Origin of the sequence: Serratia grimesii, assembly GCF_900186025.1 — a bacterium.
Taxonomy (GTDB): domain Bacteria; phylum Pseudomonadota; class Gammaproteobacteria; order Enterobacterales; family Enterobacteriaceae; genus Serratia; species Serratia grimesii.
Genome location: NZ_LT883155.1, coordinates 4850491 through 4872702, shown reverse-complemented (window position 1 = coordinate 4872702; position 22212 = coordinate 4850491). Strand labels below are relative to the sequence as shown.

Below are 22212 nucleotides of genomic sequence, written 5' to 3'. Positions count from 1 at the left end.
AATCAAGGCGCCCTTTTTTATTGGTATCAGGTCAGTGTTTTCCAGGTGGTAACTTGTCCATCAGGCCAAGGAGTGGCGGCGTAAACGCCACGGGCGATCGCTCGCGCCAACGTGTCCGCTGCCAGTGCGCCAATTTGCAGCACCGCCAGCTCTCGGCTCCCTTCGACTTTGCGCTGCCCGGTGGATAAGGCAAACACTACGTCGCCGTCGAACGGGCTATGCAGTGGGCGGATGGCGCGCGCCATGCCGTCCTGTGCCATGATCGCCACGCGTTTCAGTTCTACCCGAGTTAAGGCCAGATCGGTGGCGATACAGGCCAGGGTGGTGTTCTTCCTGCCGCCCGTCGGCTCTTCGGGCATCCAGTCTTCGCCCTGGCCGTGCAGTTGTGCCAGTGCCGCGGCTCCGCCGTTGCCAAATTCGCCGTTGATTTCATAAGGTGTGGCCCAGAAGGCGTGGGTGCCGGGGGCCACCACAGAACCCAGACTGTTGACCGCCACTAGTGCACCGACGGTAGCGCCATTCGTTGCCAGGATTGACGCTGAACCCAGGCCGCCTTTCAGCTTGCCCATACCGGTCATTGCGCCATAGCCTGCACCCACCGTGCCGAGCGGGAAGTCGAGGCCTGCTTTGCTTGCGGCCTCTATCCCCAGTTGACGATAAGGTGGATTAAGCTGCCAGTTTTTATCACCTGCGTTGCTTAAATCATATAGGCAGGCCGTGGGCACTATCGGAGACACCGGCACACCGGGCGCCGGGCGAAGGGCATAACCTCTGCCTTGTTGCCCCAGCCAGGCTGCCACACCATCCGCCGCCGCCAAACCATATACGGAACCGCCGCTAAGTACTAAAGCATCAATGGTCTGCACCAGGTTATCTTCCCCAAGCGCATCGGTTTCCCGGGTTGCAGGGCCACCACCGCGCACGTCAACCGCGGCGATCGTGGGGTGATCGGGCAGGATCACTGTGGTGCCGGTGCGTACATGGCTGTCTTGGGCGATGCCGACCCGTAAGCCAGGCACGTCGGTAATCAGGTTACGGGTGCCGGTGCGTACGGCAGGAGAGGTTGGCATTGCAGCCCCCAAGAGTGCGGTAGGAGAAAGGATGCCAATAGCACCCGTTACGCAGGCCAGCGTTTGTACAAAGGTGCGGCGGCTGACGGTTAAGGGGCGGTTAACCGCCCCTGATCTACTTTTGGCATCACTCATGATGATGTGTTTTTCCGCTGTTCACTGCGAAAGCGCGCCATATGATAGGAATCGACCAGCTCGCCGTCGCGTATAGCATAGGCGCGGCTGGTGCCCTCAATTTCAAAACCGAATTTGCGGTAGAGCGCAATGGCAGCCTGATTGTCGGTAAACACCGTCAGTTCGATGCGTTCGATGGCCGCCCAATTGTCGCAAAGGTCGATCATCGCCTTCATCAGGCTGCTGCCGACGCCCTTGCCGTGATGGTGGTCATCGACGCCAATGCCAAAGGTTGCCACGTGACGGCGCCGTACGCGCTGGTTCAGCAGTAGGCCCAACTGACCGACGACCTGCCCGTCGATACAGGCCACCAAATTGTGAGTGCCCGGTTCGAGGTTGGCGAGGCGCTTGTGCCACTGCTCAATTGACGGTAACGGAAGTTGTAGTGTGTCACGGTAAGCCTTCGGCTGAGAGTAAAGCTGGTACAGGGCCTGTGCATCTGTTGTTTCCACGTGACGAACTACGATTTCACTCATTACGCTGCTCCTTTGGCTTACCGGTTGAATAACCTCTGAATTTATCCGTTTATTGTGTCGAGTCAATATTATTACGTGTTGGTTAAAAAAACGCTTTACAGGTGCGAATGATAATGATTATTATTGCGATGCGTTCCGGGGAGAGTATCAACCTTTGATATCCTCACTGCGAAGGCACGACATTGCTCACATTGCTTCCAAGTATTACTTAGCCAGCTCGGGTGCTGGCTTTTTTTTTGCCTGTTTTCAGCCCTGCATGCCTTCAACAAATCCATTGCCAATTGCTTCACTACTCCATCTAATTTTTTGAACAGAGGGATGAGTTTTTTACGCTTTCTTATTCTGCTGCCAGGACTAGACTGTAAAAAACATTGAGGAGAGTTGAATATGATTTATTTACGTAAGGCAGAAGATCGTGGTCATGCCAATCATGGTTGGCTGGATAGCTGGCACACCTTCTCATTTGCTAACTATTATGATGCTGACTTTATGGGGTTCTCGGCGCTGCGGGTGATCAACGAAGACATGATCGATGCAGGGCAGGGTTTTGGTACTCACCCGCATAAAGACATGGAAATCCTGACCTACGTGCTGAGCGGCACAGTAGAGCATCAGGACAGCATGGGTAATAAAGAGCAGATCCAGGCTGGTGAATTCCAGATCATGAGTGCGGGTACCGGGGTGCGTCACTCTGAGTACAACGGTAACAACGATCGTCCGTTGCACCTGTACCAGATCTGGATCATCCCTGATCAGGTCGGGCTGGAACCACGCTATGAACAACGCATGTTTGATGCGCCGCAGGGCCGTCAGCTGGTGTTGTCACCGGATGCGCGTGAAGGTTCGCTGAAGGTGTTCCAGGATATGACACTGTCCCGCTGGGCGTTGAATAAAGACGAACAGGCGGAATGCCCAATTGAAGCAGGGCGTCGTGTCTGGATCCAGGTGGTACGTGGCAAGGTTGTTGTTAATGGTCAGCAGGCTGGTACCAGCGACGCTTTCGCGGTGTGGGACGAAACGGCACTGTCGATTCATGCCGATGAAGACAGTGAAATCCTGTTGTTCGATCTGCCACCGGTCTGATTAAGTGGTAAATATCAAGGGCTCACAAGGTGAGCCCTTTTTGCGTTCGGCTTCCCAGTAACCAACAATATCGGCCCCGGTTTTTTTTTGCTAAAATGAGCGCCCATTCACGGTTAGCCAGTTCATTGATAATGAAGAAAAAACGGCCGGTACTTCAAGATGTCGCGGACAAGGTTGGCGTTACCAAGATGACGGTGAGCCGTTATCTGCGTAATCCCGATCAGGTTTCTGTCGCCTTGCAGCAAAAAATTGCCGTCGCGCTTGATGAGCTGGGCTACATCCCCAACCGTGCGCCGGATATTCTTTCCAACTCAACCAGCCGTGCTATTGGCGTATTGTTGCCGTCGTTGACCAACCAGGTGTTCGCCGAAGTGCTCCGCGGCATTGAGAGCGTGACTGATGCGCACAATTATCAAACCATGCTGGCGCACTACGGCTATTTGCCGGAACGTGAAGAACAGCGTCTGACCTCGTTGCTGTCTTACAATATTGACGGGTTGATTCTGTCTGAGCGGCACCATACACCACGTACCATGAAAATGATTGAGGTCGCGGGGATCCCGGTCGTCGAACTGATGGACTGCGTTTCACCTTGCATCGATCTGGCCGTAGGCTTCAATAACTTTGAAGCGGCACGCCAGATGACCCAGCAAATCATCGCACACGGCCATCGTCACGTGGTGTACTTCGGCGCACGTCAGGATGAACGTACCATTATCAAACAGCAGGGCTATGAGCAGGCAATGCGCGAATCCGGTCTGGAGCCATACAGCGTCATGACTGCGCGTTCGTCGTCTTATTCTGCCGGTGGTGAGCTGTTGCGCCAGGCGCAGCGCGATTATCCGCAGATAGACAGTATCTTCTGCACCAACGATGACCTGGCGATTGGTGCGACCTTTGAGTGCCAGCGACAAGGGCTGTCGATCCCCAATGATATGGCAATTGCCGGTTTCCACGGCCACGATATCGGCCAGGTTATGGTGCCGAAGTTGGCGAGCGTATTGACGCCGCGTGAACGTATGGGGCAAATCGGCGCTGAACGTCTGTTGGCTCGTTTGCGTGGCGAAACGGTCAGTCCACGCATGGTGGACGTTGGTTTCACCGTGATCCCCGGCGGCAGTATCTGAACGGTTTTAACCCGCTGATTGAACGATTTTAATGATGAAAGCGCGTCGTTTGGCGCGTTTTCACACCCGTCTGTAAGTTTGCCGCCTGTTACCCTCATAAGTTTGATCTCTATCCCAGAACGCGAATTTTAGCCCGTACCCCGGTTCCGGCAATCATGCTGTTACCGGTATCATGATACCGGTAACAATGAGTATGCGGTTGTATTGCTCAAGATAGAACCTTTGACTCAACACCACCTACAGCTCGTCTTCTAACACCGGGAAGAGCCTAAAAATACAACAAACGCGCGCTTTACGACCTATTGTAAAGAGGGTCTGCGATAAAAAGGTTGGAGAAAAATTATGCCATTAGTGATTGTTGCAGGCGGCGTTGCGCTGCTGTTGCTGCTGATGATCCGCTTTAAGCTGAACGGCTTTATCTCTCTGGTACTGGTTGCTTTGGCGGTGGGTATCGCTCAGGGCATGCCGGTCGATAAAGTGATCGGCTCCATCAAGGCCGGCGTTGGCGGCACGTTAGGCAGCCTGGCGCTGATCATGGGCTTCGGCGCCATGCTCGGCAAGCTGCTGGCGGACTGTGGGGGTGCCCAGCGCATTGCCACCACGCTGATCGAGAAGTTTGGTCAAAAATATATTCAATGGGCGGTGGTGCTGACCGGGTTTACCGTCGGTTTTGCTCTGTTCTATGAAGTCGGTTTCGTGTTGCTGTTACCGCTGGTCTTCAGCATTGCGGCTTCGGCACGTGTGCCACTGCTGTATGTCGGCGTGCCGATGGCGGCTGCGTTGTCGGTGACCCACGGTTTCCTGCCGCCGCACCCAGGTCCAACGGCGATCGCCACCATCTTCCATGCGGATATGGGCAAAACGCTGTTGTACGGCACGCTGTTGGCTATTCCAACGGTGATCCTGGCCGGTCCGGTCTATGCCCGCTTCTTGAAAGGCATCGACAAGCCGGTTCCTGAAGGTTTGTATAACCCAAAAATCTTCACCGAAGCAGAAATGCCAAGCTTTGGCATCAGTGTTGCTACCTCTTTGGTACCCGTGATCCTGATGGCGCTGCGTGCGGTAGCCGAAATGGTGCTGCCGAAGGGCCATAGCCTGCTGCGTTTTGCCGAATTCTTCGGCGACCCGGTAATGGCAACACTGATTGCGGTACTGATCGCCATCTTCACCTTTGGTCTGAATCGTGGGCGCACTATGGATGAGGTGATGGGGACCATCACTGACTCCATCAAAATTATCGCCATGATGTTGTTGATCATCGGTGGTGGCGGTGCCTTCAAGCAGGTGCTGGTCGACAGCGGCGTGGAGAAGTACATTGCCGCGCTGATGGAAGGCAGTAATGTATCACCGATTCTGATGGCGTGGTCCATTGCCGCGGCTCTGCGTCTGGCGTTGGGGTCTGCTACCGTGGCAGCAATAACCGCTGGTGGTATTGTCGCACCGCTGATTGCCACCACCGGGGTCAGCCCGGAACTGATGGTGATTGCTGTTGGGTCTGGCAGCGTGATTTTCTCTCACGTCAACGATCCCGGTTTCTGGCTGTTCAAGGAATACTTCAACTTGAGCATCATGGAAACCATCAAATCTTGGTCGGTATTGGAAACCATCATCTCAGTCTGCGGCCTGGTAGGTTGTCTGCTGCTGGCGACGGTCGTCTAACATCTCCGTCGCCTTTAAAGCGGTGACGTTCAAATCTCAATGATGGCAGGGGCGCAGCATGCAGCGCCCCTGCAACCCCAGGGGATTGGTGAGTTGGCCACCTGGCTGTAACGTGAAATTCGTTGGTATTTAGTGAGGTTTTCGGTGCCAGGGTGGTGTCGGAAACTATTTTGAGTTTGGGGCGTATTTGATGACGCTGGTGGCATGAACTGCCGCCATAACGTGTATCTGACTCCATAAGGGCATGACATATGAGTAATCCACAGCACCACGTATTTATTCTGATGGGCGTTTCAGGCAGCGGCAAATCCGCCGTGGCCAGCGCCGTCGCTCATGAAGCCAATGCCGCAATGCTGGACGGCGACTACCTGCACCCGCGTGCCAACATCAACAAAATGGCTGCCGGGCATGCGTTGGACGATAACGATCGCGCCCCATGGCTGGCGGCATTAAATGACGCGATCTTTGCCATGGAGCGTACCAACGACGTTTCCCTGTTGGTGTGTTCCGCGCTGAAAAAAAGCTATCGTGACCGCCTGCGTGAAGGCAACCGCAACCTGCATTTTATCTATCTGAAGGGTGACAAGGCGGTGATTGAGGAGCGTTTGAAGCAGCGTAAGGGCCATTTCTTCAAGCCGCAGATGTTGGTTTCCCAGTTTGCTACGTTAGAAGAGCCTAACGAGCAAGAACAAGACGTGCAGGCGATCGAGATAAACCAACCGCTGGACGGTGTGGTCGCGGATACTCTCGCCTATATTCGGCGTGTTGCAGCCCAGTAAGCCGGGCTGCCATTCTGTACCGGCGCTGAGCAGGCGCCAGTACCCTCACTACAACTTCATATAAGCCCGCACGCCGTCCAGGAACATCTGGGTCGACAACATCACCAAAATCAGCCCCATCAGCCTTTCCAGCGCGCTGACCCCTTTGCTGCCCAACAGGCGTAGGAACAGGTTTGACATCAGCAAGATAGCGGCGGAAATACCCCAGGCAATCAGCAGTGCCACCACCAGATACGAAATATGGTTTGGATACTGGTGCGAAAGCAGCATCAATGACGCCAAAATCGAAGGCCCTGCAACCAGTGGGATTGCCAGCGGCACCAGGAAGGGTTCCTCACCGGCGGAAAGCCCGCTGCTATCGCCCTCTTGTGAGGGAAAAATCATCTTGATGGCGATCAGAAACAAGATGATCCCACCGGAAATGGACACAGTCTCGGTACGCAGGTTGAGGAACGCCAAGATTTTCTCGCCGGCAAACAGGAAAATCAGCATCAGCAGCAGGGCGATCAGCAACTCGCGGATCAGCACCATTCGCCGACGGCGCGGTTCCAGGTGTTTGAGTACCGACATGAAAATGGGCAAATTGCCCAGTGGGTCCATGATTAAAAACAGCAATACCGTGACTGAAATCATCTCTGTCATTACTACCTCTGGATCTGAAAAACGCGTCGGCCATCCCGACCGCTTAATAACCTATACCCTATGGCTTTCAAGTTACAGCCAGGCGACCAGCTTGCGTACCCTCAGTATTGCAGGGGCGCGGCATGCTGAGCCCGTATTATGCAGTGCGGGTATATTCGCACCCTACCGTAACCAAGGTAGATAACAACGCTTTGGCTTGAAAGACGACGGGTATAGACGGGTATATAAGAAGGATTGCTGAGAATCGCTCACCTATCGAATAAATTCACTTTGCGCCTGCGCCGACATTTTGTAAGGTGGAGAGATATTGCACACAACTTATAGCAGTCATCCTCCAAGGCAGGACAGTCATTATGAAAAACGTTGGTTTCATCGGTTGGCGCGGAATGGTCGGCTCCGTACTCATGCAACGCATGACACAAGAGCGCGATTTTGACGCCATTCGCCCGGTCTTTTTCTCTACCTCGCAACACGGTTCAGCGGCGCCGGTATTTGGCGGCCAGCAGGGCACGCTGCAGGATGCTTACGATGTTGATGCGCTGAGCGCGCTCGACATTATTATTACCTGCCAGGGCGGCGATTATACCAACGACATTTACCCGAAGCTGCGTGCAACCGGCTGGCAAGGGTATTGGATCGATGCGGCATCTTCTCTGCGTATGCAAGATGACGCGATTATCATTCTGGATCCGGTCAACCGTGCGCTGATTCAGCAGGGGCTGGATAAAGGCATCAAGACCTTTGTTGGCGGTAACTGCACCGTTAGCCTGATGCTGATGTCTCTGGGCGGCCTGTTTGCCAATGATTTGGTTGAGTGGGCGTCAGTGGCGACTTACCAGGCGGCTTCCGGCGGCGGCGCGCGCCACATGCGTGAACTGTTGACCCAAATGGGTATGCTGCACGCCGACGTGGCGAAGGAGCTACAGGACCCGGCTTCGGCCATTTTGGATATCGAACGTAAAGTCACCGCAGCTACCCGCAGCGGTAAATTGCCAACCGATAATTTCGGTGTGCCGCTGGCCGGTAGCCTGATTCCGTGGATCGACAAGCAACTCGATAATGGCCAGAGCCGCGAAGAGTGGAAAGGTCAGGCGGAAACCAACAAAATCCTGAACAGCGGTAGCGTGATCCCTGTCGACGGTCTGTGTGTGCGTGTGGGTGCGCTGCGCTGCCATAGCCAGGCGTTCACCCTGAAGCTGAAAAAAGACGTTTCACTGCCGGAAATCGAACAGATGCTGGCGACGCACAATGATTGGGTACGCGTGATCCCGAATGACCGTGAACTGACCATGCGTGAACTGACGCCAGCAGCGGTAACCGGGACGTTGAATACGCCAGTCGGTCGTCTGCGCAAGCTGAATATGGGGCCGGAATACCTGTCTGCGTTCACCGTGGGTGACCAGTTGTTGTGGGGCGCGGCTGAACCGCTACGCCGCATGCTGCGCATCCTGCTGTAACCTGAACTGTACTTCCCGGGGGCTGACCTCTTTCAGCCCCCAAAAGCCTTATTTTCTTTCTTTTTCTCTGTTTCGGCGCGCCATGGACTCAGTTGCTGTAAAGGGGAGAAAGCGCACAAATCATCATCACATCTCCATGCAGGCAGCAGCGCAAAGACGTTGTCAGGCTGGCAGTTTTCTTAATGAAGCGTTTTCCTTGGTAATGGGCAATGTTTTTAACCGACATTAGCTATGCTTAAAGAACTGGCGGATAAATTTCCACCAGCGCTAAAAATAAGCATAAAGAGCGGAATTCGGACCGGGAAGGTGAGAATTGATCAATAACCGACCGCAATCACGCTTTAGATACCGAATGAATTGCATGATAACCAAAACGGCTATGGATTAAGCGTTATGCCCTGTGGATCTCAAGGTACAGCCTCTTCGCTGTAACCTGAAAGGCGATGGGATTACGCGGCCTCTTATAAATCATGCTCTTAATCTTAGGAAGAAGACTATGCCTGTACTTCCCGATCGTGACGTGATTGATCAGCTTTTCTCCGGCAACTTTGCCGATCCCTTTTCCCTGCTGGGCATGCATGCGGCTGACAACGGCTTGCAAGTACGCGCACTGTTGCCTGATGCCAGTGAAGTCTGGTTGCTGGAACAGCAAACAGGCCGCCGATTGGTACAGCTCAACTGTGACGATGATCGCGGCTTTTTCAGCGCCACGGTCCCACGCCGTAAAACACCATTTCGCTATCAACTCGAGGTCCGCTGGCACGATCACCAGCAGATCGTCGACGATCCCTACCGTTTTGGCACGCTGTTACAAGATATCGACAGTTGGCTGCTGGCGGAAGGCACCCATTTACGCCCTTATGAACGCTTAGGCGCGCATCTCGCTACGCTTGATGATGTTGAAGGTGTCAGCTTTGCCGTTTGGGCACCGAACGCCCAGCGTGTTTCGGTGGTAGGTGAGTTCAACTTCTGGGATGGCCGTCGCCACCCCATGCGGCTGCGTCGTGAAAACGGCATTTGGGAGCTGTTCCTACCGGGAGTGAGCGCCGGGCAGTTGTACAAGTACGAAATTATTGACTGCTATGGCAATACCCAATTGAAGGCTGACCCTTACGCTTTTGAAGCGCAGATGCGGCCGGACACTGCGTCGCTGGTGACGCCGTTGCCGGAGGTAGTAGAAAATACTCCCGAACGTCGGCGAGCCAATGATTTTGACCGACCGATTTCGATTTATGAGGTGCATCTTGGCTCATGGCGCCGTCACACTGATGATAATTTCTGGCTCAGCTACGGTGAACTGGCAGAACAGTTAATTGGCTATGTTAAAGACATGGGGTTCACCCATATCGAACTGCTGCCGATTAATGAGCACCCGTTTGACGGGAGCTGGGGTTATCAACCGCTAGGCTTGTACGCCCCGACACGGCGCTTTGGCACTCCGGCCGACTTTAAAGATTTTGTTGCGGCGGCGCATCGGGCGGGTATCAACGTGATCCTGGACTGGGTACCAGGGCATTTCCCCAGCGATGCCTATGGCCTGGCAAATTTCGACGGTACCGCGTTGTATGAATACGCCGACCCGCGCGAAGGTTTCCATCAGGACTGGAACACCCTGATCTACAATTATGGCCGCAATGAGGTACGTAACTATTTGGCGGGCAATGCACTTTACTGGCTAGAGCGCTATGGTATCGACGCGCTGCGTGTGGATGCGGTGGCTTCAATGATTTACCGCGACTACAGCCGTGCCGAGGGCGAGTGGGTGCCAAATTATTACGGTGGCAACGAGAATCTGGAGGCGATCGCCTTCTTGCGTTATACCAACCATACCGTTGGCAAGGAGCGCCCCGGTGCTGTGACGTTGGCGGAGGAATCCACTGACTATCCAGGCGTGACACTGCCGCCAGAATCTAACGGGTTGGGGTTCCACTACAAATGGAACCTGGGTTGGATGCATGACACGCTTAATTACATGCAATGTGACCCGGTGCACCGTAAGTATCATCACAATCAGATGACCTTTGGCATGTTGTATGCTTACACCGAAAACTTTGTGCTGCCGATTTCTCATGACGAAGTGGTACACGGCAAAAAATCCATTCTCGATCGCATGCCCGGCGATGCCTGGCAAAAGTTTGCTAACCTGCGTGCCTACTATGGTTTTATGTGGGCGCACCCGGGCAAAAAACTCCTGTTTATGGGCTGTGAGTTTGCCCAAGGGCGCGAGTGGAATTTTGATAGCAGTCTCGACTGGCATCTGCTGGAAGGGTTGGATAACTGGCATCATGGTGTGCAGCGGCTGGTACGTGATCTTAACCATTGCTACCAACAACAAGCCCCGTTGTATGAGCGGGATTACCGCCCAGACGGCTTTGAGTGGCTGGTTGTGGATGACCACGATAACTCGGTCTTTGCCTTTGCCCGCTATGACGCACAGGGCAATGAGCTGATCGCTGTCAGCAACTTTACCCCAGTGCCGCGCCATCATTATCGCATCGGTATTTCACGCGCCGGTGAATACCGAGAAATTCTCAATACCGATTCACACCATTATCACGGCAGCAATACCGGCAACCAAGGCCGCGTAGTGTCCGAGCAAACAGGCCATCATGGTCGCGAGCATTCGATTAGCGTGACCGTACCTCCGCTGGCGACCATCTACCTGTTGCGGGAGGCGCCATGACTGAGCTGACGCCGGGTATCGCCGCGCCTCTCGGGGCGCATTATGACGGTAATGGCATCAACTTTAGCCTGTATTCCTCCCATGCTACGGGAGTTGAACTGTGTCTGTTCGATGAACAGCAACGCGAAATACGTCTGCCGCTGACGACGCGTAGCGGTGATATCTGGCACGGCTATCTGCCGGGAGGCAAACCGGGCCAGCGTTACGGTTACCGGGTACATGGCCCGTTCGATCCTGCACAAGGGTTGCGTTTTAATCCCAATAAACTGCTGTTGGATCCAGCAGCCCGTGCGGTAGAGGGACCCGTGGCGGACGATCCCTATCTGCATGGTGGCTATGACCGCCCAGACCAGCATGACAGCGCCGGGTTGATGCCGAAATGCGTGGTGATCGACGAGGTTTACGATTGGCAAGATGACCGTCCCCCAGCCACGCCGTGGGGTAAAACGGTGATCTACGAAGCGCACGTGCGTGGTTTGACCCTACAACACCCAGATATCCCGCAGGTGCTGCGCGGCAGTTTCGCTGCGCTCGGTCATCCGGTGATGATCGCGTATTTCAAGCGCCTTGGTATTACGGCGCTGGAACTGCTGCCGGTGCAGCAGCACAGCTCTGAGCCACGCTTGCAGCGCCTCGGGTTGATTAATTACTGGGGTTATAACGTGTTGGCGCCTTTTGCGCCGGATAACCGGTATTCCAGCCTGCGAGCCGACATGACACCGCTGCGTGAGTTTCGCGATGCGGTTAAAGCGCTGCATAAGGCCGGTATTGAAGTGATTCTCGATGTGGTGTTCAACCATAGCGCCGAGCTTGATATGGATGGGCCAACGCTGTCGTTACGCGGCATTGATAACCCGGGCTACTACTGGCTGACACCGGATGGCGACTACGTGAACGATACTGGTTGTGGTAACACCCTGCGATTGGATCAGCCGCAGGGTGTGGCTTGGGTGATGGACTGCCTGCGTTTCTGGGTAGGTGAATGCCATGTTGATGGTTTCCGCTTCGATTTGGGTAGCGTACTCGGCCGCACGCCAGCGTTTGATCGCGATGCACCGCTGTTCCAGGCGATGCTGGCGGACGATCTGTTGTCGCGCTGCAAACTGATTGCCGAGCCGTGGGATATCGGCCCCGGGGGTTATCAGGTCGGCGAGTTTCCCGGGCGCTTCGCTGAGTGGAACGACCATTATCGGGATGACATGCGCCGTTTCTGGTTACAGGGTGATGTCTCGCTGGGTCAGTTTGCCCAACGTTTTGCCGCCTCCAGTGATTTGTTCAACCGACGCGGGCGTGCACCCTACGCCAGCATCAATATGCTGACCGCGCATGACGGATTTACTTTGCAGGATCTGGTCAGTTTTAACCGCAAACACAACCAACTGAACGGTGAAGGTAACCGTGACGGCAGTGATCGTAACTTTAGCAACAACCACGGTGTTGAAGGCCCCATTGCCGACGACACTATTGTGCAACACCGCAGGGCTAGCCAGCGGGCACTCCTTGCCACGCTGTTACTGTCCCAGGGTACGCCGATGCTGCTGGCCGGCGATGAGCATGGACACAGCCAGCAGGGCAACAACAATGCCTATTGTCAGGACAACGCTATCACCTGGCTCGACTGGGCCACGGCGGATGACTCACTCACCACGTACACCGCTGCACTGATCCGTCTGCGCCAACAAATCCCCGCCTTGCAGCAAGACCGCTGGTGGCAGGAGGGCGACGGTAACGTGCAGTGGCTGAACGCGCAGGGGCAATTACTCAGCGCGCAGCAGTGGGAGCAGGGAGATCTGCAGTTGCAAATCTGTCTGTCACAACGCTGGCTGGTGGTGGTGAACGCCACGCCGCAGGCGGTGGAGATGACGTTGCCCGCTGGCGATTGGCAGCTTGTCGCCCCCTTTACTCAGGAAGATTCGCGGGCGGTCTTACCCGCCTGGAACCAGGCTGCGCACTCGATTTGCGTGCTGGTCAAGAAAAAATAAAAGGAGTCAGCTATGGTTAGGTTTGAAAATAAAGACCCCCTGATGTTGGCACGCCAACTGCCGATTAAGTCTGTCGCCCTGATTTTGGCCGGTGGCCGCGGTTCGCGTTTGAAAGATTTAACCTCAACCCGTGCCAAGCCGGCCGTCCACTTTGGCGGTAAATTCCGCATCATTGATTTTGCCCTGTCGAACTGCCTGAACTCGGGGATCCGTCGCATCGGTGTGATCACCCAATACCAGTCCCATACTCTGGTGCAGCATATTCAGCGCGGCTGGTCGTTCCTCAACGAAGAGATGAATGAGTTTGTCGATCTGCTGCCGGCCCAACAACGCCTCAGTACCGAGCATTGGTATAAGGGTACGGCAGACGCGGTGTACCAGAACCTGGATATCATTCGTCGTTACGATGCCGAGTATGTGGTGATCCTGGCGGGCGATCACATCTACAAGATGGATTACTCGCGCATGCTGATCGACCATGTGGAAAAGGGCGCACAATGTACCGTGGCCTGCTTGCCGGTGCCGCGCGATGAGGCCAGCGAGTTTGGTGTGATGGAAGTGGACGAAAACGACCTGATCCTCAAGTTCCTGGAAAAACCGAGCAATCCACCGCCGATGCCGGGTAACCCAGATATGTCGCTGGCCAGTATGGGGATCTACATCTTTAATGCTGACTATCTGTTCCAATTACTGGAGGAGGACATGTCTACGCCGGGCTCCACCCATGACTTCGGCAAAGATTTGATCCCGAAAATCACTGCCCAGAAAGCGGCATGGGCACACCCGTTCACGTTGTCCTGCGTCACCTCCAACCCCGATCTGCCGCCGTACTGGCGCGACGTGGGCACATTGGAAGCTTACTGGCGTGCCAACCTCGATCTGGCTTCCGTGACGCCGGAATTGGATATGTACGATCGCGCCTGGCCAATCCGCACCCATATGGAACCGCTACCGCCAGCCAAGTTCGTACAAGATCGTTCCGGTAGCCACGGTATGACCATGAACTCGCTGGTGTCCGGCGGGTGCATTGTCTCGGGCTCTGTGGTGGTGCATTCGGTGCTGTTCCCGCGAGTGCGGGTGAACTCGTTCTGTACCATCGACTCTACCGTATTACTGCCTGACGTTAATGTCGGCCGATCCTGCCGTTTACGGCGTTGCATTATCGATCGCGCTTGTCACATTCCCGAGGGCATGGTGATTGGCGAAAATGCCGATGAGGACAGTAAGCGTTTTTATCGTTCAGAAGGCGGCATTGTGTTGGTCACGCGCGAAATGTTGTCAAAGTTGTGAGTTAAGGTAGTCGGCAGAACGATAGCCTGCCGCCATATAAACGGACTGATGGCTTGCACAACGCGGGATTAACAACAGCGGCAAGCCTGCTTTTCCAGAGTAATTTAGCCGATTCTCAGGAGTGATAATGCAGGTTTTACACGTATGTTCTGAAATGTTCCCTCTGTTGAAAACCGGGGGGCTCGCAGACGTGGTTGGCGCATTACCGACAGCTCAGATCGCCGAAGGTGGCGATGTTCGGGTGTTATTGCCCGCTTTTCCTGACGTGCGCAACGGCATACCGGATTCGGTGCTGGTGGCGGAAATCGATTCTTTCGCTGGCCGGGTTGGCCTGCGTTACGGTACATACCACGGCGTGGGTATCTATCTGATCGACGCTCCTTGGTTGTACGAGCGGCCAGGCAGCCCGTATCACGACCAATCCATGAATGCCTATTCCGATAACCATCGGCGCTTTGCCCTGTTGGGCTGGATAGCTTGTGAACTGGCCAAAGGGCTGGATCGCTACTGGCGACCGCAAGTGGTGCATGCTCATGATTGGCATGCCGGGTTGGCTTGTGCCTATCTGGCGGCCAACGGCCACCCTGCGCGTTCTATTTTTACCGTGCATAATCTGGCCTATCAGGGGCTGTTTTCCGCCCACCACGTACCGGAAGTGTGGTTGCCACCTTCGTTCTACAATGTTTACGGTCTGGAGTTTTACGGCCAGATGTCATTCCTGAAAGCAGGCTTGTATTACGCCGATCACATCACTGCCGTTAGCCCGACGTACGCGCGTGAAATTACCCGACCGGAGTTCGGCTACGGTATGGAAGGGTTGTTACAAGAACGCCACCGGCAGGGGCGGCTGAGCGGCATTCTCAATGGTGTGGATGACAAGATTTGGGACCCTTCCCACGATCCGCGCCTGACCGCGCGCTATGACGCCGACAATTTGAAAAACAAAGCCAAGAATAAACTTCATCTGCAGAAAGCCATGGGGCTGAAGGTCGATGAGTCGCTGCCAGTGTTTGCGGTTGTGAGCCGCCTCACCAGCCAAAAAGGGCTGGATCTGGTATTGGAAGCGCTGCCCGCGTTGTTGGAGCAAGGTGGCCAATTGGCCCTGTTAGGGGCTGGTGATGCGGTGTTGCAGCAGGCGTTTCTGGCTGCTGCTGCTGACTACCCGGAACAGGTCGGTGTACAGATTGGTTACCATGAGGCCTTTTCACATCGCATTATCGGCGGGGCGGATGTGATCATGGTACCAAGTCGCTTCGAACCCTGCGGGCTAACCCAACTCTATGGCCTGAAATACGGCACGCTGCCACTGGTGCGTCGCACCGGTGGGTTGGCGGACACGGTGGTAGATTGCGCGCTGGAGAATCTGGCCGACGGCAGCGCCAGCGGATTTGTCTTTGATGATTGTGATGCCGCCGCACTGGGCAACGCCATTCGGCGCGCCATGGTGCTGTGGAGTAGACCTAAGCATTGGCGTCACGTCCAGCGCCACGCAATGAGCGTGGATTTTGGCTGGCAGGTTGCGGCAAAGGAATACCTGTCGCTTTATCAACGCTTGTTGTAAGCGTTGTGACATACAGCGACACCCACGATTGCTGGTTGTAGGGGCGCAGCATGCTGCGCCCATGTTTAGTGGGACGCATGTATTCCGTGGCGAATATATGCGCCCCCTTCAGGGGATCGAAAAGCTATGACTTCACCGATTAGTTACACCTCACCCACGGTCAGTGTTGAAGCGCTGAAACACTCTATCGCCTATAAGTTAATGTTTATTGTTGGCAAGGATCCCGCTATCGCTAATCAGCATGATTGGCTGAACGCCGTGCTGTTTGCGGTGCGCGACCGCATGGTGGAACGCTGGCTGCGCTCTAATCGTGCACAACTTTCACAGGACGTGCGTCAGGTGTATTACCTGTCGATGGAGTTCCTGATTGGCCGGACGCTGTCCAATGCGTTGCTGTCGATGGGAATTTATCAGGATATCGACGATGCGCTAAATGAGATGGGGCTGAGCCTGAGTGACTTGCTGGAGGAAGAGAACGATCCAGGTCTGGGTAACGGTGGCTTAGGGCGTCTGGCTGCCTGTTTCCTTGATTCGTTGGCAACGTTAGCGCTGCCGGGGCGTGGCTACGGCATTCGCTATGAATACGGCATGTTCAAACAAAATATCGTCAATGGTCAGCAAATGGAGTCGCCAGACTATTGGTTGGAATACGGTGATCCGTGGGAATTCCCACGCCATAATACCCGCTATAAGGTGCGTTTTGGCGGTCGGATCCAACAAGAGGGTGCCAAGGCGCGGTGGGTGGAAACCGAAGAGGTGGTCGCTACCGCTTATGATCAAGTGATCCCGGGTTTTGATACCGATGCTACCAACACGCTACGGTTGTGGGGCGCCCAAGCCAGTAACGAAATCAATTTGGGTAAATTCAATCAGGGTGATTATTTTGCGGCGGTTGAGGATAAAAACCATTCGGAAAACGTATCACGCGTGCTGTACCCAGATGACTCCACGTATTCGGGGCGTGAACTCCGCCTACGGCAGGAATATTTCCTGGTGTCGGCCACGGTGCAGGATATCCTCAACCGTCACTGGATGATGCATAAGACCTTCGACAATCTGGCGGACAAGATTGCCATTCACCTGAATGACACTCACCCGGTATTGTCGATTCCGGAGCTGATGCACCGGTTGATCGATGAACATAAATTTAGCTGGCTTGACGCTTGGGCGGTGGTGGAGCAGGTGTTCTCCTATACCAACCACACCCTGATGAGCGAAGCATTGGAAACCTGGCCGTTGGATATGATCGGTAGGATCTTACCGCGCCACTTGCAGCTGATTTTCGAGATCAACGATCACTTCCTCAAGCATGTGCAAGAGGTAGCGCCGGGCGACAACGAGTTGCTGGCACGCGTGTCGATCATTGATGAAACCAACGGTCGCCGGGTGCGTATGGCCTGGTTGGCGGTAGTCGCGAGTCACAAGGTTAACGGTGTTTCAGCGCTGCACTCCGAGCTGATGGTGCAATCGCTGTTTGCCGATTTCGCGCATATCTTTCCCGATCGTTTCTGCAATAAAACCAACGGTGTTACGCCACGCCGTTGGTTGGGTCTGGCTAACCTGCCGCTTTCCTCGGTACTCGATGACAGCATTGGCCAGACCTGGCGCACCGATCTCAGCCAGCTGAGCGAGATTAAGGCGAATGTTGATTACCCGAGCTTCCTACAAGCGGTGCAGGCTGCCAAGCGACAGAACAAGGAGCGACTGGCTGCTTACATTGCGAAAACGCTGAATGTGGTGGTCAATCCGGATGCGTTATTCGATGTACAGATTAAACGTATTCACGAATACAAACGGCAACTGCTTAACGTACTGCACGTGATCACACTGTATAACCGTCTATTGCAAGATCCGGAAACTGAACGAGTGTCGAGGGTTGTGATCTTTGCCGGTAAGGCAGCTTCAGCCTATTACGCAGCCAAGCAGATCATCCGCCTGATCAACGACGTGGCTAAAGTGATCAACAATGATCCGCGAATGCATACTCAATTGAAAGTGGTGTTTATCCCGAACTACGGCGTCAGTTTGGCGCAGATGATCATCCCGGCGGCGGATCTGTCTGAGCAGATCTCATTGGCGGGCACCGAGGCGTCGGGTACCAGTAACATGAAGTTTGCTCTCAACGGTGCGCTGACTATCGGCACGTTGGATGGTGCCAACGTAGAGATGCTGGAGCACGTGGGTGAAGAGAATATCTTTATCTTCGGTAATACCGCAGAGCAGGTAGAGGAACTGCGGCGCAATGGGTATAACCCGCATCAGTACTATGAGCAGGATCCCGAGCTGCATCTGGCGCTGACCCAGATCGCTACCGGTACGTTCAGCCCTGAGGAGCCAAAGCGTTACAGCAATCTGTTTGATTCACTGGTTAATCTGGGGGATCACTACCAGCTGTTGGCCGATTACCGCAGCTATGTGGATACGCAGGACAAAGTGGATGAGGTGTACCGTAATCAGGATGACTGGACACGGCGAGCGATATTGAATATTGCCAATATGGGGTACTTCTCGTCTGATCGTACCATTCAGGAATACGCAGATGAAATCTGGCACATCAAGCCGATTAAACTGTAATAAACAAAGGGCCGGATAACCGGCCCTTTTTTACGCGTTATCTCAGGAAGCCAGAGACAGCGTTTTCGCTTTCGCGTGTTCTGCCAGCCAGGTTTTGACCCGTGCTTGCTGTGCTTCATCCAGCCACATACCCAATTTGGTACGACGCCAGATAGCATCTTCCAATTCCACTACCCACTCTTTGTCGATCAGGTAGCGCAGTTCAGCTTCGTACAAGCCGTGGCCGAATTCTTCACCCAGATCGTTGAGGCTCTTGGCATCGGCCAGAATCAGTTCGCTGTGGCTACCGTAGGTACGTGCATAGCGGCGTGCCAATGATTCAGGCAACCAGCTGTGTTCACGGCGCAGTTTCGCAGCATAACTGTCGCGATCGCCACCGATATCGCCGCCTGGCAGTGAACCGTTTTTGGTCCATGCCGGACCGCAGCCAGGGTAGTAGTGTGCCAGTTTTTCCATCGCATGCTCTGCCAGCTTGCGATAGGTGGTCAGCTTGCCACCGAACACGGACAGCAATGGTGCTTTACCTTGTTCGTCATGCACGTCCAGGGTGTAGTCACGGGTAACTGCTTGTGGCGAGTCTGATTCATCATCGCACAGTGGACGGACACCGGAGTAAGTCCAAACAATATCGTCACGGCCCAACTGCTTCTTAAAGTGGTCGTTGTACACTTTCAGCAGGTAGTTGATTTCGTTATCGTCGATCTTCACGTCTTTCGGATCGCCGTGATACTCCACGTCGGTGGTACCGATGATGGAGAACTCATCGTTCCATGGGATCACAAAGACGATACGGTGGTCTTCATTTTGCAGAATATAGGACTGCGGCTGGTCATGCACACGCGGTACCACAATGTGGCTGCCTTTGATCAGACGGATGCCGTAAGGGGATTTCAGCTTCAGGCCATCATCGAAGAAGTGTTTCACCCATGGGCCAGTGGCATTCACCAGGCCTTTAGCACGCCAGGTAAAGGTTTTGCCGCTGTCGACATCAACCGCTTCCACCATCCACAGGCCGTTTTCACGCCATGCGCGGGTCACTTTGGTACGGGTACGGACTTCACCGCCACGTTTTTCGACTTCCTGGGCGTTTAATACCACCAGGCGAGCATCGTCGACCCAGCAGTCGGAATATTCGAAACCGCGCTTCAATTCTGGCTTCAGCACCGATTCTGGTCCAAAGCGCAAACCCTTGCTGCCTGGCAGGCTGGTGCGTTTGCCCAGGTGATCGTACAGGAACAGGCCGATGCGGATCATCCAGGCTGGACGCAGATGAGGCTGGTGCGGCAGGCGGAAGCGCATTGGGAAGGCAATATGCGGTGCCAGTTTCAACAGCACTTCACGTTCGGCCAGCGCTTCGCTTACCAGACGGAATTCGTAATGTTCCAGGTAGCGCAGGCCACCGTGGATCAGTTTGGAACTGGCGGAAGACGTAGCACAGGCCAAGTCTTGCGCTTCCAGTAGCAGAACGGACAGCCCGCGCCCGGCAGCATCCGCCGCGATGCCGGCACCGTTGATGCCGCCACCGATAACGATCAAGTCTTTGGTTTCCACGTCAACTTCCTCCAGATGTTCGAAATAGCTCTTTCATGTTCGTTTTCGCTCATGATTGTAATCAAAAACCAACAAACAAGCCAAGACTTAACCAAACAAAAACATTTAGGCGTGATAGAGGTAACAGTTTGATGATAGTAGTTATACAAAGTGAAGGGGTATGGCAGTCAGGCATTGCAGGGTTCAGCAGGCTGAACCCTGTCTAAAACGGCAGGTCTGGCGGGGATAGCGTAGGGTTAAATGAACGGTAAAAGACTCAGCACAACTCCAGCTGGACATCGTACTGTTCGATGATTTTCATTACGCTTGGCGGCGGCAGTTGATCGGTAAACAGGTAGTCGATCAGGTTCATATTGCCGAGGTTAACCATGGCATTGCGGCCGAATTTGGAGTGGTCGGTAACCAGCATGACGCAGCGTGAGTTTTCGATAATTGCGCGTTTGGTGCGCACTTCGTGATAGTCGAATTCAAGCAGTGAGCCATCCATATCGATGCCGCTGATGCCCAGAATGCCGTAATCGAGACGGAACTGAGAGATAAAATCCAGCGTGGCCTCGCCCATGATGCCACCATCACGGGTGCGTACTTCACCGCCAGCCAAGATCAGACGAAAATCCTCCTTGGCGGTCAGCAGGGTAGCGACGTTCAGATTATTGGTTACTACGCGCAAGTTTTTGTGGTTCATCAGCGCGTGGGCGACCGCTTCTGGCGTAGTGCCAATGTCGATAAACAGCGTAGCGCCGTCAGGGATCTGGCTGGCGACACGCTGGGCGATACGCGCTTTTTGTTCCGACCACATCACCTTGCGATCGTTATAGGCGGCGTTGACTGAACTGGAAGGCAACGCTGCACCACCATGGTGGCGTTGGATTTTGTTTTGATCGGCCAGGTCATTCAAATCACGGCGAATCGTTTGCGGGCTGACGTCAAAATGTTCGACCAGTTCTTCCGTGCTGACATAACCTTGCAGACGTACCAGCTCGATAATTGCGTCATGACGCTGTGTTTGCTTCACGATAATCCCCTATACCCTAAATAATTCGAGCCGTATCGCGGCGGTAAGTCCGTGAATCCCCAGGAGCATAGCGAACTATGTGACTGGGGTGAATGGACGCAACCAACAAAGATGCAGCGTGAAGTATGACGGTTATAAAACGCCTGGCTTGTACCTGGCTGTTATTGTTCGTTGTGCGCCCGATGACGCGTGTCCCAAAATGCCATCAATAACCCTAACACTAAACCGGCCACGTGTGCCGCGTTAGCGATCGACATTCCTAAAATATCGAAATACCCGGCAACCAGCCACAGAACGGAAAACACCATCAGACCGCGCGGTAGCATCAGGCCACGTTCAGGTGCTCGCTCGCCGCTGAGCCAACAATACCCCATCAATGCGTAGACTACGCCGGACAGACCGCCGAACAGGGCTCCACTGAACAGAGATTGTGCCCAACCGCTGAAGAAGGCCGAAACGACGGCGAGTACGAACAGTTTGCCGGCACCGAGGCGTTTTTCCATCGGGCCACCGAGATACCACCACCACATCAGGTTAAAGGTAATATGCAGCAGTGAGAAATGCAGGAAGGCGTGGCTGACCCAGCGCCACAGTTGCAGGTATTGGCTGCTGTCTTGTGGCCAGGAAAGCCAGTACATCACGGTGTCATCGCCCAGGACTTGCATCAGGATATACACCGCAATGCACAACACCATCACACTCAACGTCAGTGGTCCGGCCTTGCTGTACAGAGTTTGCAGATAGGAATAGCCCTGATAGTGCAGTTCGGTGTTGGTATTCCCAGCCTGCCAACTGGCGGCGCGATAGCGACTATTGAGCGGATCGACCAGGAACTGCTGGAGTTCGTGCTGTACTTGCTCCAGATGGCTGTCGTCAGCCAGCCAGATTTCCGCAGCTTCGCCCGTATTGTGCACCCTAAGCTCAATGTTTTGTGTCGCCATGTAATCGACAAAGGCCTGCGCCAGGCGGGGATTGGATACGGCGATGACTCGAACCATAGGTATTCCGTTTAATGAGATGATTTAGCCGTCGGTTACCCTGGCGGCGTTGACGGCTGATTATACCGTCGAAATCCTGAGCGCAGGCAAC

16 protein-coding genes are annotated in these 22212 nt (G+C 54.4%); 10 read left to right on the top strand and 6 right to left on the bottom strand.

What is annotated here, in order from left to right:
* Positions 1–26 precede the first annotated feature (26 nt).
* Positions 27–1205: a P1 family peptidase gene (locus SGBXF1_RS22755; protein ID WP_186427577.1), complete on the bottom strand. Its 1179-nt coding sequence runs from the start codon at positions 1203–1205 to the stop codon at positions 27–29.
* Positions 1202–1720, bottom strand: coding sequence for a GNAT family N-acetyltransferase (locus SGBXF1_RS22750; RefSeq protein ID WP_037425043.1), 519 nt, complete (start codon positions 1718–1720; stop codon positions 1202–1204). The genes SGBXF1_RS22755 and SGBXF1_RS22750 overlap by 4 nt, the downstream gene beginning before the upstream one ends.
* A gap of 387 nt (positions 1721–2107) precedes the next feature.
* Between SGBXF1_RS22750 and SGBXF1_RS22745 the strand changes: the two genes are divergently transcribed.
* From SGBXF1_RS22745 to gntK, 4 genes are all read left to right on the top strand, one after another.
* The gene (locus SGBXF1_RS22745) at positions 2108–2803 is read left to right on the top strand and encodes a pirin family protein (protein WP_037425040.1); all 696 of its coding nucleotides are present in this window, start codon (positions 2108–2110) and stop codon (positions 2801–2803) included.
* 131 nt (positions 2804–2934) lie between these two features.
* Positions 2935–3930, top strand: coding sequence for a gluconate operon transcriptional repressor GntR (gntR, locus tag SGBXF1_RS22740; protein WP_061808528.1), 996 nt, complete (start codon positions 2935–2937; stop codon positions 3928–3930).
* Positions 3931–4272: 342 nt separating this feature from the next.
* Positions 4273–5589 (top strand): gluconate transporter, encoded by a 1317-nt coding sequence (gene gntT, locus SGBXF1_RS22735; protein WP_037425035.1) that lies wholly within the window; start codon positions 4273–4275, stop codon positions 5587–5589.
* A gap of 251 nt (positions 5590–5840) precedes the next feature.
* Positions 5841–6368 (top strand): gluconokinase, encoded by a 528-nt coding sequence (gene gntK, locus SGBXF1_RS22730; RefSeq protein ID WP_037425031.1) that lies wholly within the window; start codon positions 5841–5843, stop codon positions 6366–6368.
* 48 nt (positions 6369–6416) lie between these two features.
* Here the strand turns inward: gntK and SGBXF1_RS22725 are convergent, their stop codons facing one another.
* Complete coding sequence (locus tag SGBXF1_RS22725) at positions 6417–7010, bottom strand: YhgN family NAAT transporter (protein WP_061808527.1); 594 nt, start codon at positions 7008–7010, stop codon at positions 6417–6419.
* Between the two features lie 353 nt (positions 7011–7363).
* Between SGBXF1_RS22725 and asd the strand changes: the two genes are divergently transcribed.
* The 6 genes from asd to glgP all read left to right on the top strand — a co-directional run bounded on the left by asd (position 7364) and on the right by glgP (position 18557).
* Positions 7364–8467 (top strand): aspartate-semialdehyde dehydrogenase, encoded by a 1104-nt coding sequence (asd, locus tag SGBXF1_RS22720; RefSeq protein ID WP_061808526.1) that lies wholly within the window; start codon positions 7364–7366, stop codon positions 8465–8467.
* 496 nt (positions 8468–8963) lie between these two features.
* Positions 8964–11150, top strand: coding sequence for a 1,4-alpha-glucan branching enzyme (glgB, locus tag SGBXF1_RS22715; RefSeq protein ID WP_037425025.1), 2187 nt, complete (start codon positions 8964–8966; stop codon positions 11148–11150).
* Complete coding sequence (glgX, locus tag SGBXF1_RS22710; RefSeq protein ID WP_186427576.1) at positions 11147–13132, top strand: glycogen debranching protein GlgX; 1986 nt, start codon at positions 11147–11149, stop codon at positions 13130–13132. Before glgB ends, glgX begins: the two co-directional genes overlap by 4 nt.
* A 12-nt stretch (positions 13133–13144) precedes the next feature.
* Positions 13145–14422 (top strand): glucose-1-phosphate adenylyltransferase, encoded by a 1278-nt coding sequence (gene glgC, locus SGBXF1_RS22705; protein WP_037425021.1) that lies wholly within the window; start codon positions 13145–13147, stop codon positions 14420–14422.
* Between the two features lie 127 nt (positions 14423–14549).
* Entirely contained in the window at positions 14550–15983 is a 1434-nt protein-coding gene (glgA, locus tag SGBXF1_RS22700) for a glycogen synthase GlgA (RefSeq protein ID WP_061808523.1), read from the top strand.
* A gap of 126 nt (positions 15984–16109) precedes the next feature.
* Positions 16110–18557 (top strand): glycogen phosphorylase, encoded by a 2448-nt coding sequence (gene glgP, locus SGBXF1_RS22695; protein ID WP_186427575.1) that lies wholly within the window; start codon positions 16110–16112, stop codon positions 18555–18557.
* Positions 18558–18599: 42 nt separating this feature from the next.
* Here the strand turns inward: glgP and glpD are convergent, their stop codons facing one another.
* From glpD to glpG, 3 genes are all read right to left on the bottom strand, one after another.
* Positions 18600–20108 carry a glycerol-3-phosphate dehydrogenase gene (gene glpD, locus SGBXF1_RS22690; protein ID WP_061808521.1) on the bottom strand — a complete coding sequence of 503 codons (1509 nt, stop codon included), beginning with the start codon at positions 20106–20108 and terminating at the stop codon, positions 18600–18602.
* Positions 20109–20364: 256 nt separating this feature from the next.
* Entirely contained in the window at positions 20365–21123 is a 759-nt protein-coding gene (locus SGBXF1_RS22685) for a DeoR/GlpR family transcriptional regulator (protein ID WP_020837378.1), read from the bottom strand.
* Between the two features lie 161 nt (positions 21124–21284).
* A complete protein-coding gene (glpG, locus tag SGBXF1_RS22680; RefSeq protein ID WP_037426557.1) occupies positions 21285–22121 on the bottom strand; it encodes a rhomboid family intramembrane serine protease GlpG in 837 nt (278 codons plus the stop codon).
* Between the last annotated feature and the right edge of the window lie 91 nt (positions 22122–22212).